Source organism: Mongoliitalea lutea, assembly GCF_014652135.1.
Lineage (GTDB): Bacteria > Bacteroidota > Bacteroidia > Cytophagales > Cyclobacteriaceae > Mongoliitalea > Mongoliitalea lutea.
In genome coordinates, this window is the sequence record NZ_BMYF01000002.1 from 157,745 (window position 1) to 173,151 (window position 15,407).

Below are 15,407 nucleotides of genomic sequence, written 5' to 3' on the forward strand. Positions count from 1 at the left end.
TTTTATTTTTTTTTAACAATAGCTGTATTTTTGAGGACAAATTCACCAAAATGAAAATTATAGCAGGGCTTTTTATTAGTCTCTTATTTTTCCAAGACTTGTATGCGCAGTCTTCCATGACTAATAGATCTACTTTTTACAGTACTATCGGTACCACAGGGGCCAATTTACGAGAGTTTAATAATTTATTGGCTGATAAGGGATTAAGTCCTATGCGAAAAGGGTATACCAATTACACCCTTGGATACATGGCTCGATTCAATGATTTTATTTTGGGAATGGAACTGATCCAAAGTTCTGGTCCACGATCGGATTTCGATGATTATACAATTGGGTATCGCACTACGCGCGCCATGTTAAATGTTGGCTTTGCTTTTACAGAGGAAGGTAGATTTCAATTGATCCACTACATGGCAGTAGGAGCAGGATATTTGAATTTTCAGATGTTGCGTCCCGATGAGCCTGCTACCTTTAGTCAATTTATGGATAATCCTCGTCAGGGGTATATTTTAAGGGATGGAAATGTTCAGCAGAGTAGCTTGAATATGACGGGATTTTTGACAGAGTTTGGTTTTCAGATGGCTTATGATTTGCCTATCCCTGGACGTAGTGAAGCCTTGGAATTGATCGCTAAATTTGGCTATTCTTTTTCCCCTTTTGAAGATTCCTGGAAGCTGAACGGTATTAGCTTTAGCTCTATCCAAAGTGGTGCTTTCCTTAGGGTAGGAGCAGGGATTTCCATTCCTGACCACAATTATTTTTACAAAGATGCAGATATTGGAGTTCATCTTTTTGGAAGTATGAATTTTACTTCGCCCAAAGCTTTGAATGAACGATTAGCCGAGAAAGGATACAATACCTTTTCAGGAAGACCGAATAATTGGGGTTTGAAAATCATGGGGTACAGCAAGGATTGGTTGTATGGTATGGATTTATACAACCTAGGTATGAGTGGTCAGGCATCTGAGCAGTTGGAGCATACACTTAATTCTGTGCGGTTGTATGCCAATTTGGGAAAGAAATTTTTTGAGTTTAAAAACCTTGAGATGGGTGTACTCGGAGGTCTCGGTTATGGGAATTTGCGCTATACCTTGTATAATCCCAATAAACCTGATTTTCCAGCATTGTTTGAAGAACCTGATTTTGATGGACGGTTGACAGGAAGAGGGTTAATGGTAAAGCCGGAGGTATATATAGGTTATGGTTTACCGCTTGCCTTGGGTAAATTCTTCAAAGTCTTCACAGCAGTGCATGCAGGCTATGAGCAACCATTAGGCGCTTATAGATTGGGGGATTTGGGAATGGCATCTTACATGAGTAACCCGTATGTGCAAGTAAGTTTGGGAATTCGACCTTAGTTTTCGATTTCCACAATCAATTCGATTTCCACAGCAAAGCCTAAAGGAAGGGAGTTCATCCCAAGAGCAGATCGTGCATGTTTCCCCTTTTCTCCAAAAACTTCTACCATCAAATCAGAAAACCCATTGATCACCTGAGGATGTTGTGTAAAATCGTCCTCACAATGGACCATTCCTAAGACTTTGACGATTTGCTTGACTTTGTTCAAACTTCCAAGTTCTGCTTGGAGTACCGCTAACTGTGCAATTGCGGTTAATTGTGCAGCTTCTTTGCCTTCTTCTATACTTAGGTCTTTTCCGATTTTTCCTAATACATATCCTCCTTCCGGAAGTTGTGGACCTTTTCCGGCCAAGAACAGAAGATTTCCAGTCCGAACCACATGTACATAGTTGGCAATAGGGCTAGAGATTTCGGGAAGAATAATACCCAATTCCACAAGTTTTGCGTCAGCGTCCCAAGCGGCGATTTCTTGAGGTACAGGTTCATTGCTTGATTGTTCTTTGGCAGGTTGGCAACCAAGAATGAACAAAAGAAGGAATAAGCGATAGTTCATAGAGGATTTTTTGTTTACAATTTACACAAGTTTCATCCTTGATTTTGATGTTTTTGATTAGGAAGAGGGAATATTTTGCAAAAAAGTCCAATAATTCCACCTTTTGTCTGTAAATTTGGACTTGCTTATCGAGAAAGACCGAGGGGTGGGCCCTACGACGTCTTAGCAACCTGAATACAAGGTGCTAATTCCCCTTCCGGAAATGCCGGAAAAAGATGAGCGGTTGATTCAACTTTTATCTTCCGGTTCTTCTCGTATAAGCTTTTTGATTGAAAATATGAACAAAAGAACAGAACAATTACTAGCCTTAGCTAAGCAAAAAGTGTTGATTTTAGATGGTGCCATGGGTACCATGATTCAGCGTTATAAATTATCCGAAGAGGATTTTAGAACAGTCGATTTGGCGTCACATCCCAAACCTTTGAAAGGGAATAATGACTTGCTTTCTCTTTCAAGACCGGAAATTATTAAAGAAATCCATGCAGCCTATTTTGAAGCTGGAGCTGATATTATCGAAACCAATACATTCTCGGGTACCTCAATTGCTCAGGAAGATTATGGCCTGCAGCATTTGGCATATGATATCAACTTTTATTCAGCCAAAATTGCACGAGAAGTGGCAGATGAGTTTACGGCAAAGAATCCGGCAAGACCTCGATTTGTGGCGGGGGCTTTGGGACCGACCAATCGTACAGCGTCCATTTCCCCAGATGTCAATGATCCAGGCTACAGAGCAATTACCTTTGATCAATTGGTGGCCGCTTATGAGGAGCAAGTAAGAGGCTTATTGGATGGAGGATCTGATATCTTGTTAGTCGAAACGATCTTCGATACCTTGAATGCAAAGGCTGCTCTTTTTGCTATCCAAGAGGTTTTTGAAGAACGGAATATTCCTTTGAATCCAGAAGAAGGTGGAGTCCCCGTGATGATTTCCGGTACGATCACAGATGCTTCTGGAAGGACTCTTTCAGGTCAGACTACAGAAGCGTTTTTGATTTCTGTCTCTCATGTTCCTTTGTTCTCAGTAGGTTTAAATTGTGCTTTGGGAGCGAAAGAGTTGAGGCCATATTTGAAAGTATTGGCTGAAAATGCACCTTTTTTGGTATCAGCCTATCCAAATGCAGGTTTGCCTAATGAATTTGGTCAGTACGATCAGGGAGCTTCAGAAATGGCAGATCAAATTGAGGTCTTTTTGAAAGAGGGTTATGTAAATATCCTGGGTGGTTGCTGTGGTACCACGCCAGACCATATCCGTGCAATAGCAGAAATTGCAGGAAAATACACGCCTAGAGTTAGAGAATTTGAAGTTAGCAGCGATGAGTAAGATACGTCATAGTGAAGTGTTAAAATTATCGGGCTTGGAGCCTTTGGTCTTCACTCCTGAGATCAATTTTGTCAACGTAGGGGAGAGGACCAATGTGACTGGATCTAAGAAGTTTGCCCGATTGATCTTGAATGGTCAATTTGATGAAGCGTTGGATGTAGCTTTAGATCAGGTAAGGGGAGGAGCGCAGGTATTGGATGTATGTATGGATGAGGGGATGTTGGATGGAGTGGCAGCCATGACCCGGTATTTGAATTTGATAGCGTCTGAACCGGAAATCAGCCGTATTCCAATCATGATAGACTCTTCCCGATGGGAAATTATTGTCGCAGGCTTGAAATGTGTACAAGGTAAAAGCATTGTCAACTCCATCAGTTTGAAGAATGGAGAGGAAGAGTTTATTCATCAAGCCAAAACTATCAAAAAATTTGGCGCCGCTGTAGTGGTCATGGCTTTTGATGAACATGGACAAGCAGATACTTATGAGCGAAGAATAGAGATTTGCAAGCGCAGTTACGATATCTTGGTGGATGTGGTGAAATTTAATCCTCACGACATCATTTTTGATCCAAATATTTTCCCAGTAGCTACGGGAATGGAAGAGCACAGAAGAAATGCACTAGATTTTTTCTTGGCTACCCAATGGATTAAACAAAACCTTCCCGGAGCAAAAGTGAGTGGGGGTGTCAGCAATGTGAGTTTCTCTTTCCGTGGCAATGACCGCGTAAGGGAAGCCATGCATGCTGCATTTTTGTACCATTCGATAAAGCATGGAATGGATATGGGTATCGTCAACCCTACCATGTTGGAAGTCTATGATGATATCCCCAAAGATCTCTTGGAAAAAGTAGAGGATGTCTTGTTTGACAGACATGAAGGAGCAACAGAGGCTTTATTGGAATTTGCCGAGACTGTGAAATCTGCGGGCAAAAAAGAGGTGGTCAATGAAGCTTGGCGTTCGGATGCGGTTGAAAAACGTATTGAGCATGCACTTGTAAAAGGAATCATCGACTTTGTCATTGAAGATACAGAGGAAGCCCGATTGAAATATCAAAATCCATTGAAAGTCATCGAAGGGCCATTGATGGATGGCATGAACGTGGTAGGTGACCTGTTTGGGGAAGGGAAAATGTTTTTGCCTCAAGTGGTGAAGTCTGCCCGGGTTATGAAAAAGGCTGTGGCTTACTTGGAACCCTTTATGCCACAAGTGGGTGATGCCGATTTCAATGCTGAGCAAAGTAGTGTGAAGAAAATTTTGCTAGCCACAGTAAAGGGTGATGTGCATGATATCGGTAAAAATATTGTAGGGGTGGTGTTGGCATGTAATAGCTATCATATCATTGATTTAGGAGTCATGGTCGAGGCTCAAAAAATCATTGATGAAGCCATCAAAAATAAGGTAGATATCATTGGGCTTTCCGGATTGATTACACCATCACTAGATGAAATGGTCAATGTGGCTTCTGAAATGGAGCGGCAAGGGTTGAAAATCCCTTTGTTGATCGGTGGGGCGACAACTTCCAGAATTCATACTGCGGTCAAAATAGATCCAGTTTACTCAGGAACAGTAATCCATGTGACAGATGCATCCAAGTCCGTACCAATTGCGGGAGAATCTATTTCTGAGGAAACTAAAGAAGCTTATCATGTCCAAATCAAGGAGACTTACAGGAAATTACGAGTAGAGCACGAAGCCAAGCAGCAGGTCAAGCAGTTGGTCTCATATGAAGAGGCTAAAGCCAATCCTGTGTTTATTGATTGGGATCATTATGTGCCTGTCAAACCAATCCAAACTGGAGTTACTGTATTGGAAGATTTGGATTTGAACATTTTGAGAAATTACATTGATTGGACCCCGTTTTTTAGTACTTGGATGTTGTCTGGGAAGTATCCGAAAATTTTGGAAGACCCCGTAGTTGGGGCAGAAGCGACACGATTGTATCAGGAAGCGAATAGCATGTTGGACCAGATTATTGCTGAAAATTGGCTAAGTGCCAAAGCGGTGGTTGGATTATTTCCATTAAAGCGGTCAGGTGATGATGTGACGATTATTTCCCCTGAAAAAGAGCTAAGCTTTCATTTCTTGCGACAGCAAGGCAAAAAAGGGAAAGGAGTACCTAATCGATCTTTGGCTGATTACTTACATCCGGAAAAAGAGGATTTCATGGGAGGTTTTGCGGTTACTGCTGGCTGGGGAATCGAACAAAAACTGGAAGAGTTTCAAGCTGCACATGATGATTATCACGATATCATGCTCAAGGCTTTGGCAGATAGATTAGCAGAGGCTGGTGCGGAGTATTTGCATGAGTTGGTCCGAAAAGAGCTGTGGGGATATGCGCAGACAGAAAACTTGGACAATGAATCGCTTATCAAAGAGGCTTACACAGGTATTAGACCTGCACCTGGTTATCCTGCCTGTCCGGAGCATTCTGAAAAGCGTACCTTATTTGAACTTTTGGATGTAGAAAAACACACGGGAATCACCTTAACAGACTCCTTTGCCATGTATCCAACCTCTTCTGTTTCTGGATTTTATTTTGGACATCCGGAGAGTAAGTACTTTGGGTTAGGAAAAATCGGAGAAGATCAAGTAGCAGACTATGCCAAAAGAAAGGGTGTATCTCTTGCTCAAGCAGAAAAATGGTTATCCCCAAATCTCGCTTATAATCCATCTCAACAACCTATTGAAAGTTAATCAAGAACCTATGAAAATTACCGAATATATAGCTCAGGCTGAAAAGACCCTTTTTTCATTTGAAATCCTGCCTCCATTGAAAGGGCAGAGTATGCAGGATTTGTGTGATGGTATTGCACCCTTAATGGAATTTAAGCCACCTTTTGTGGATGTTACCTATCACAGGGAAGAGTTTATTTATAAAAAGCATCCCAATGGTTTGTTGGAGCGTGTGGCCACCAAAAAAAGACCGGGTACTGTTGGTATTTGTGCAGCGATAATGAACCGCTTTCATGTAGATGCGGTGCCCCATTTGCTATGTGGAGGTTTTACCAAAGAGGAAACGGAGAATGCCTTGATTGATTTAAACTTTATTGGTGTACAAAATGTCCTTGCACTGAGAGGTGATGCTCCCAAGACAGCAAATAAGTTTGTACCAGAAGAAGGAGGCCATGCATTTACCAAAGATTTGGTGAAACAAATCATTGGAATGAATCATGGAAAGTACCTTCATGAAGAGACGGAAACTAGTTTCCATACTGATTTTTGTGTAGGTGTAGGAGGCTATCCAGAAAAACATTTTGAAGCTCCCAGCCTACGGACTGATCTCAAATATCTGAAAGAAAAAATCGATGCTGGAGCAGAGTATATCGTGACTCAGATGTTTTTTGATAATGAAAAATTCTATGAGTTTGTCAGAAAAGTGCGTGAGATGGGGATTGATGTTCCAATTATTCCAGGATTGAAACCTATCACAACTTTGGGACAAATCAGTATGTTGCCACGTACCTTCTTTATTGATATGCCAGATGCTTTGATGGATGAATTGGAAAAATGTAAAACTAACGCAGATGTAAAACAGGTGGGGATTGAGTGGGCGATTCATCAAAGTAAGGACCTAATCAACAATGGAGTACAGGTGCTTCATTACTATACTATGAGTAAGGCGGAAGCTACTTATCAGATAGCAAAAGAGGTGTTTTAGTGTCTATGGATTGAATTATCTTGGATGACTTTCTTGGCATGTGAACTTTTCCAAAGTTGAATAAAATGGTTTTTATCCTAAACCATCGTCAAAAAAACTTTGGGAAAGTTCTCCCAACTTAGACTGCTTTTCTCTTGATTAGCCATAACTTAAGTGTTAACATCTAAGTAATCTAAAATATACAGAAAGGATTTATAGGACGTTTTTAGTTGACAGGTTAAAATTATTTTATGAAAGCCAATAAAGCATTTTTCTTTTTTCTAATCATTTTCATGGGTTTTCTCCCCTTGTCATGTGATCTCTTTTGCTTTGATGATTGCGCCTGCGGAAGGTTACCCACTCCGAGAAATTTTGTGATTGATTCGATGATGGTAGGTGTTTTGGCTAGTAACCAAGCAATCGATACAGCTCAAAGTTATTCGGTTGAGGATTTAATCATTAGAATTATGGTTGATCAAGTTACTTTCGCAGAAGCAGGAAATCAACAAGCATCCCTTTCTTTTGTACATACAGCCTTTGCATGTGATCCGGTTCCTCCGGGTTCAGCGCATCATGTGAAAGCAATTACCATCAACAGCAATACGGCATTTGAATGGAATGGACAGGACTTTGCAGTTGGTGAAGAAATCACGAATCTTTTTCGAGTAGCTGGTTTTGCTTCCGATCCATCTTTTGACTATTTACGCCAATACCGGTTTAATTTTTTAGGACAGGAACCTTTAGAAATTCGATTGATTGAGCACCCTGAGGGAAGCACTTCCATGGATATAAACTTAGAACTCACCTTGAGTGATGATCGGGTTTTTAGGTTTGAGGGGTTGGGTTTTAGGGTTTATTAAATTTGGGCTTTTTTCATTTATAGTCGGTTGTCTTTAGTTAACTTTTTTAAATGTTTCACTTATTTCAATAATTTTGGTCCTCAACGTTTTTCAATTGAATACTAAAGTTCTAATTCATTTACCAGTATTTACTTCAATACTTGGTCCAGTATTCGAGCCAACTCTCCAGTTAAGCTCCTCCTTGCAAACCTCTCAATGGAAGTTCCTTCAGATCTTTCTTTTGTTGGATCAAAATTCACTAAAACATCCATAATTTTCTCCTCATTGCTTGGGTCAAGAATCATCCCAGCTTGGGCTTGCTTGATAATATTCGCAGCATCTCCCTCAGGATCACCTAATCCAAGAATCATTTTACTACTTGCCATGTATTCAAATAATTTCCCGGGGATATTTCCTTGGGCGTTTTTGGTTGTAGTCAAAATCAATAATAAGATATCAGCAGCTTGGTAATACTCAAATACCCGTTGATGGGAGACATAGCCAATAAACTCCACATGGCTTGCAAGCCAAGAATCTGCTTTCACAAATTCCTCAACAGTTATCGAAACTTTTCCAACGAATCGCAGTCGGACTGTTTTTGATGATATTTCAAAAGCTGTTTTAAAAGCATTTAAAAAGGGGAGAGGATTACGAATTGCATCAATTACTCCAGAATACACAATCTCAATATTCTTTTCCTTTAATCCTTTATCCGATAAGTCTTTAGGGAAATCATCTGCATCAAAACCATTGGTCAAAAGATGAATTTTTCGTTTTGCTAAGTTTTGAAGCTCGTGCTGAAAAGTAGGGCTAATAGTAGTGATAGCATCAGCGGAGTGAAAGACCTGTTTCTCTAATTGCCGATGACGCTTACGAACCCATGAAAGCATGGGAAGGGTATCCAAAAACTCCCAAGTAGACCAAGGGTCTCTGAAATCTGCTAGCCATGGAATTCCGGTTTTTTGATGGAGCCCCAAGCCTATTAAATGCATACTGTGCGGAGGACCTGTGGTGATGATGGCTTGATAATGCCCTTTTTTGACAGCTTCTTCCAAAAATGATATGGATGGCTTGACCCAAAATTTTCGAGGATCAGGGATCAATAGATTGGCACGCATCCAGATAGAAAGCTTGTCAAAAGCTGACTTTTCTTTTTTCTCGAGAATCTTAGCGGGATCACCTTGGGTATTTCCTTTCATTTTTCTGAAAATACTGTAAGGTTCCCAAATGGGGAATTTGATTACTTCTAAGTTGGAAGAAATATCCTTTTCCAAGGAAGGGTCCTGAAGTTCAAAATCAGGATTTTCGGGCGTGAAAATCACCGGTTCCCAACCAAAATCAGGCAGGTACTTGGCAAGCTTCAGCCAACGTTGCACACCCGAACCTGCGGAAGGTGGCCAATAATACGTGATAATTAAAACCCTTTTGGAATTCATATTGTAAAAATAGTCCTTTTTTCAAATTTGCTTTTATCCTCATTTGCTTAGAATTTGAGGATGAATTCTTGAAGGTTTTCGCTACGTTCCAAATTCAGTTTTTTTCGCAGTCTATATCTGGAAATCTCCACGCCACGGGCACTTATATTCATCAAATATGCAATTTCTTTGGTGGAAAGATTCATCCGGAGATAGGCTGTTAATTTAATTTCCTGAGGACTTAAATTGGGAAAAGTTTTTTTGAATCGCTCCATAAAGTCTCCGTGTACCTGGTCGAAGTGCATTTCAAATTGTTCCCAATCATTGTCTTCTGCTATGTTTTTGTCTATACTATTGATAACTTTCTGAAGCTCATTTTTCACCTCTTGGTTTTTACTTTTCTTTATAATTTGTCCGAGGTGATTCTTAGTTTGGTCGATAAAACCATTTTTATTGAGCAAATGCATGGTGGCAGAAGCAAGTTCTTTATTTTTGTTTTGAATTTCGGCCTCTAGGCGTTCTGTTTGTAATCGAGCCAATTCTTGCTTTGACTGCTCCAAATCGCTAGATTTTTTATCTAACTCTTCCCGTTGTTTAGCAGTAATGATTTTGGTTTTTTTCTGATATTGTTTGTCTACTCTTTTAAAAACAACTACCAATAGAATCAGTAAACTTATGATATAGAAAAAGTATGCTAAACTGGTACGGTACCAAGGTGGTAAAATAGTAAAAGTAAAAGGTACAGCTTCACCTATTTGTCCATATACATCTTTACTTTGTACGTAGAAAGTATAAACACCTTCTCGTAGATTTGTATATTCTTTATCACTTTTATTTGTCCACTCACCAAATTCTGCTTCTAAACCATCTAACCTAACTCTAAATTGAGTACTTAACCAACTATTGGGTATACTATTTGAAAATTCAAACCGAATATCTGAGCGTTTAGATGGAAGAATTAGATTTTTTCCGCTAGTTTCAGGCCCAAATCTTTCTTCCATTAATTCAATATTTTTACCAATAGCTACAAGTGAATCACTTGTTCCTGTGATATAAACTGAGCGTATAAAAGTTGGATAGGCGGCAGGTATTGTCTCATTTAGATTTTTTTTGTACCAAATAAAGCCTTCTTTTGCAGCAAACAATACTTCATTGCTTTTGAGTAAAGAAACATTTTGAAGATCATCATTTAGAAGGGGTAATAAGCGATTGAACAGTTGGTTGGATTTTTTGTAAGAACCATCTTGTTGTTTCTCTAAGACCCCTATTTCTGTGGAACCAATAAAGAATATATTTCCTATTGGGTCCTCGACCAGACTAGTAATAAGTAAATCATCAGGAAAGTAGCTGTTGAGTAGCGTTTCTTTTTCAAATCTATCAGTTTGTGAATTGTATTGATACAACCCATATTCAGTTGTAAACACCAGCTTTCCTCCAATTTTCCAAACAGAGTTCAATAAATTTGTAGGCAATCCTTCCTTATTACCATAAAATTTCGCGGTTACTTCACGTAAATCATCGGAAATTTGAAGACGGTAAATCCCCTTATAACCATGTGACATCCATATATTCCCTTGTTCGTCTTGTTGGATTAATCGGGAAGATTCATTGAATCCATTCAGTCTCCTAACAAATTGATAAGTACCATTTGTTTTTTGAAAAAGTGCTAATCCACTATAAGTTCCCGCTAGTAAATATGCTGGATCCTTCGCTAATGGCAGGAAATTCCATATTCCATCTAACCCATCAAAGGGAATAGCAGTATTCTGATTGATGAGGAATCCTCCATTATTATGGGCCAACAATAAATCATCATTGATAATTGAAAAGCTGTAAGATTGACCGTCGGAATTTGAAATGTCTTTCAATTCCTGTGTTTTTCTTCCAATTTTTTTTACGTGGATATTGGTCCCCATATAAATATCATTTCCAACTTGCGCTGCCGCATAGCCCGTACCATTAATCCCTGAATCTCTTCCTAAAACCCTAAATGGTAGTCTTAATTCCAAGAAGCTGATCCCATTATTATGACCAATCCATAGGTTACCAATTACATCTTCAAAAAGTGATAATATCGTATTATTTCTAAGCCCATTCTCTTTATCCATATGAAGAATCAAATCCCCATTTTCTTCAAAAATAAATAAGCCTTGATATTGGGTGCCAATAGCAATATTTCCATTTTTAAGCCGTATGATGGAATTTACTGATTTAACCAATTCGGATTGTGGAAGCCTGATTTCCTGTGTACGTTGAGAAGTTTGAGAAAATATCTTACCATTGGCGAGATATATATTAATTTGGTCGGTACCAAATTCCAGTAATCCAGTAATGACTTCATTTTTGAAAATGCTTGGTTCGCTAAGATTTATAGTAGAACCATCTCCATTTAACTTTAAAAAACCAGCTATGTTATCTTGAAAATAGAGTTGATTATTGTTTTGATGAAAGCTTTGAAAATTTCCTTCTGCTTCAATAGTTTTTTTCAGAACCCCATTTTGGTCAAAAATAAACACAGCGTTAAATGAGCAGAATACATAATCATCATTGAATTTAAATACTTTCCAAACTTCTTCTATATTTTGATATTTCAGTGGAAGATTGGCTGTCCACGAAATAAATTCAAAAATCCCTTTTTGATTAAGTCTAAAATACCCAAGTTGTCCTTGACCTGCCACATAAATACGCCCGTTTGATTCTATATAGAAATCTCGGATTTTAGTACTATTGGGCAATGCATACCGTTCCCATGTCCCTCCATCGTACTCCAGTAATCCAAAATTATTTGCTGAATATATGATGCCATATTTGTTTTGACCTATAGCGTAATTCTGCATCCCTCCATCATATTCTTTACTTGAAAAATAATGATAAAATGGCAGGCCCAACTCCTGTGCAGATATCTGAAAGCTTAAAATCAAGCCAAATAAAATACTTATACAAGATCTCATACAATCCCTACTTTATAAACAGTTTCGAAAATACATTTTTTTTTGATGTATAAGTATGGAAAACTAATGATATGACAGAAATATTCATTTTTGTAATGAAATCGATTGAGATTTATGCTTTTTTAGTTAATGATGTGTTTTTGTGAAAGCGGTATTTTTTGAATGATGTAGTATTGATGTACTTACAGTTTTTGATTGATGTACAATCTTTCAGTCCTTGTGATTGTATTATAAATCCAAAATACATGAAAAAATTATTTACATTACTTTTGTTTCTGGGCTTGCAATTGTCATTGTTTGCTCAAACAGGGTCTATTAGAGGCCAGGTACTGGATGAGAGGGGTGACCCAATACCCGGTGCAAGTATTTTGAAGGTGGGGACAACTGCTGGAACTGTAACTGACCTAGATGGCAACTTTACTCTTGCAGTTTTGCCTGGGGATCAACTGCGAGTAAGTTTCGTTGGTTATGAAACCCAAACTTTCACAGTTAGAAGCCAAACGGAAATAACCATTAGACTTGTAGAGGAGACTTCTTCTCTCAATGAAGTTATTGTTGTAGGTTACGGAACAGCTACTAAAAAGGAGTTGACTGGAGCTGTATCTCAGATCAAAGGTGAAGCAGTGGCAGATATGAATATGCCCCGTTTAGATCAGGCATTACAAGGAAAGCTTTCGGGCGTGACAATTACCACTAACTCCGGAGCACCGGGAGGGACTTCCAATATCCGTATTCGTGGTCTAGGTACCTTTGGTAATAACAATCCATTGATATTGGTGGATGGAGTTATTTTTGATGCAGCGGGTTTGAACTCCCTTAACCCTAATGATATTGAATCCATCAACGTATTGAAAGATGCGACGGCAGGTATCTACGGTGTACGAGCAGCTAATGGTGTAATTATCGTAGAAACCAAAAAAGGTTCTAAAAATCAAAAACCATCTCTTGAATTCAGCAGCTACTATGGTGTACAACAAGCGGAGAGAAAACTCAATCTTCTAAATGCTCGTGAATATGCCGTATTAGTTAATGAAGCTTTTGCAGCTGGTGGTAATTTACCTCCATTCGCTAACACAAATCTCGGTGTAGGTACAGATTGGCAGAGTGAGGTGTTTCAAACTGCTCCCATTCAAGAGCACATGGTTACCGTCAATGGAGGTTCAGAAAAAACTTCTTACTCCATTGGTGGGGGCTATTTTGGTCAGCAAGGTATCGTAGGTGGTGATCGCTCTAATTTTGAGCGTTACAATGCGAGAATCAACTTTATTACAGAAATTGCTCCAAAGATAAAGCTGACTTCTGTATTTCTTTATTCTCATGAGCGCACCAGTGGTATTCCTCAAGGAGGTATTGGTTCTGTATTGTTTAATACCATCAATGCTTATCCAACAGAGCCTGTTCGAGTAGGAAATCGTTTTTCTTTCTTAGAGAATGTACAGGACATTATCAATCCAATTGCACAAATTGAGAATACTTTCAATGATGCTTGGGTAAATAAGATTGTAGGTAAGCAAGAATTATCATATGAGATCAATGACCACTTTAGTATCAATGGAAGAGCAGGTTACAACTTTGCATTAGTTGATGTAAAAGCATTTAGCCCACTAGCCTGGTTTGGCCCAGGAAAGTTTGCAAACTCCGCTAGAAATGAGAATTTAGATCCAGTATTAGTGGATGTAGGTGGTACCCTGATTGAAAGAGGGGCTTCTGTATTCGAGGCGAGAGATTCCTTCTTGGACTATAATTTTGAAGCCTTCTTAAATTATGACCGTTCCTTTGATAGCGACAATAGAGTAAAAGGTACAGCAGGTGTCAGTTACTTTGGTAATAGAAATATGGGTTTGAATGGTACTGCCTTCAATATCCCTAACAATGATGTTCGTTTTGCTGATATTTCCGCCAGTCAGGCTCCAGGAGGATTTCTTAACCAGACAGGCTCCTTCCAGAGCATGCAAAAATTAGTTTCTGCCTTCGTTAGAGGTGAGTATGAATACAAAGGGCGCTACTCTGTTTCAGGTATTTTAAGAAGAGATGGTTCTTCCAACTTTGGACCAAATAACAGAATTGGTTACTTCCCTACGATTTCAGGGGGCTGGATCATCTCTGATGAGGATTTCTTTAGTTCAAAAGCAATTGACTTCATGAAGTTAAGAGCCAGCTTTGGGGTTTCTGGTAACGACCAAATTGGTTTGTTCAGATTCCGAGGCTTGATGAATGGTTTGGCTCGTTATGTATTTAATGACTTTATCGTTAATGGTGCTGCTATTGGAACATTCAGTAACCCAGATTTGAAATGGGAAACTACCCTTCAGACCAACATCGGATTGGACTTTACCTTGTTCAGAGATGTGGACTTTACGGCTAACTACTTTATCAAGGATACAAGGGATTTATTGTTCCAGCCAGAAGTTTCGGCATTGTTGGGTTCTTATGGACCGGGAAGTTTTCCCCCTTTCATCAATGCAGGTAACGTAACCAACCGTGGTATTGAACTAGAAGTAGCCTATGCTACGAAGAGACCAAGTGGTGTTAACTTCAGAGTTGATTACAACTTTACCTATCTTAGAAACCGAGTGACCAAAGTGCCTGAGGGACTGGACTTCATTCCTGGAGCGGCATTTGGAGTAGGTGGGAATATTGCTACGAGATTCCAAGAAGGTTTCCCTATTGGTTACTTTGTAGGATTTAAAACAGATGGTATTTGGCAGACTCAAGAAGAAATTAATTCTAGTCCTGTAGTGCAGCCGGATGCAAGGCCAGGGGATCTACGTTTTGTGGATGTCAATGGAGATGGTGTAATCAATTTCAGTGATGAGTCTGACTTGACATTCTTAGGTTCTCCAATTCCTGATTTTATCATGGGTTTGAATCTTTCTGTAGATTACAAAGGGTTTGATTTTTCTGCTAATATATATGCGGCATTAGGTCAGGAAATCATCCGTAACTATGAAAGACAGCAACCATTTGCTAATAAAATGGCATACAATGTCAATCGTTGGACAGGTCCAGGTACTACAAATGAGATTCCCCGATTAACTACTGGACAAACCAGAAATGCTGTGTTCTCTGACTTCTTTGTTGAAGATGGTTCATTTGCAAGACTTAGAAATGTGCAGATTGGATATACTTTACCTGACAGCATGACTGGTAAGGTTGGTATTCGTTCTATGAGATTCTACATCGCCGCTAACAACTTGTTTACGTTGACAAGATACATGGGCTTTGATCCGGATGTGGGATCTGGTAATCCATTGTTTGCAGGTGTTGATAACGGGATCTTCCCGCAAGCGAGAGTAATCATGGGCGGTTTAAACTTTAGATTCTAAGA

General features: G+C 39.2%; 9 protein-coding genes and 1 riboswitch. Of the genes, 6 read left to right on the forward strand and 3 right to left on the reverse strand.

The features are described 5' to 3' along the window. Nucleotides 1-50: 50 nt before the first annotated feature. Nucleotides 51-1,358 carry a hypothetical protein gene (locus IE080_RS02360; protein ID WP_189578835.1) on the forward strand — a complete coding sequence of 436 codons (1,308 nt, stop codon included), beginning with the start codon at nucleotides 51-53 and terminating at the stop codon, nucleotides 1,356-1,358. Here IE080_RS02360 and IE080_RS02365 read toward each other — a convergent pair. Beyond that, a complete protein-coding gene (locus tag IE080_RS02365) occupies nucleotides 1,355-1,912 on the reverse strand; it encodes a RidA family protein (protein WP_189578836.1) in 558 nt (185 codons plus the stop codon). The two genes, IE080_RS02360 and IE080_RS02365, sit on opposite strands and share 4 nt — an antisense overlap. 122 nt (nucleotides 1,913-2,034) lie before the next feature. Continuing rightward, nucleotides 2,035-2,134, forward strand: a riboswitch (SAM riboswitch). Between the two features lie 55 nt (nucleotides 2,135-2,189). On the opposite strand from IE080_RS02365, the gene IE080_RS02370 reads away from it, so the two are divergent. From IE080_RS02370 to IE080_RS02385, 4 genes are all read left to right on the forward strand, one after another. Continuing rightward, nucleotides 2,190-3,236 carry a homocysteine S-methyltransferase family protein gene (locus IE080_RS02370; protein WP_189578837.1) on the forward strand — a complete coding sequence of 349 codons (1,047 nt, stop codon included), beginning with the start codon at nucleotides 2,190-2,192 and terminating at the stop codon, nucleotides 3,234-3,236. Beyond that, nucleotides 3,229-5,931 (forward strand): methionine synthase, encoded by a 2,703-nt coding sequence (gene metH / locus IE080_RS02375; protein ID WP_189578838.1) that lies wholly within the window; start codon nucleotides 3,229-3,231, stop codon nucleotides 5,929-5,931. The genes IE080_RS02370 and metH overlap by 8 nt, the downstream gene beginning before the upstream one ends. Before the next feature lie 10 nt (nucleotides 5,932-5,941). Further along, nucleotides 5,942-6,895, forward strand: a complete 954-nt coding sequence (gene metF, locus IE080_RS02380) for a methylenetetrahydrofolate reductase [NAD(P)H] (protein WP_189578839.1) — start codon at nucleotides 5,942-5,944, stop codon at nucleotides 6,893-6,895. A gap of 230 nt (nucleotides 6,896-7,125) precedes the next feature. Then, entirely contained in the window at nucleotides 7,126-7,734 is a 609-nt protein-coding gene (locus IE080_RS02385; protein WP_189578840.1) for a hypothetical protein, read from the forward strand. Between the two features lie 128 nt (nucleotides 7,735-7,862). On the opposite strand, the gene IE080_RS02390 is transcribed toward IE080_RS02385, so the two are convergent. Beyond that, nucleotides 7,863-9,149: a glycosyltransferase family 4 protein gene (locus IE080_RS02390; RefSeq protein ID WP_189578841.1), complete on the reverse strand. Its 1,287-nt coding sequence runs from the start codon at nucleotides 9,147-9,149 to the stop codon at nucleotides 7,863-7,865. Nucleotides 9,150-9,196: 47 nt separating this feature from the next. Further along, the gene (locus IE080_RS02395; RefSeq protein ID WP_189578842.1) at nucleotides 9,197-12,079 is read right to left on the reverse strand and encodes a two-component regulator propeller domain-containing protein; all 2,883 of its coding nucleotides are present in this window, start codon (nucleotides 12,077-12,079) and stop codon (nucleotides 9,197-9,199) included. Nucleotides 12,080-12,324: 245 nt separating this feature from the next. Here IE080_RS02395 and IE080_RS02400 point away from each other — a divergent pair, with 245 nt between their 5' ends. Continuing rightward, nucleotides 12,325-15,405, forward strand: coding sequence for a SusC/RagA family TonB-linked outer membrane protein (locus IE080_RS02400; protein WP_189578843.1), 3,081 nt, complete (start codon nucleotides 12,325-12,327; stop codon nucleotides 15,403-15,405). The last annotated feature ends 2 nt before the right edge of the window (nucleotides 15,406-15,407 follow it).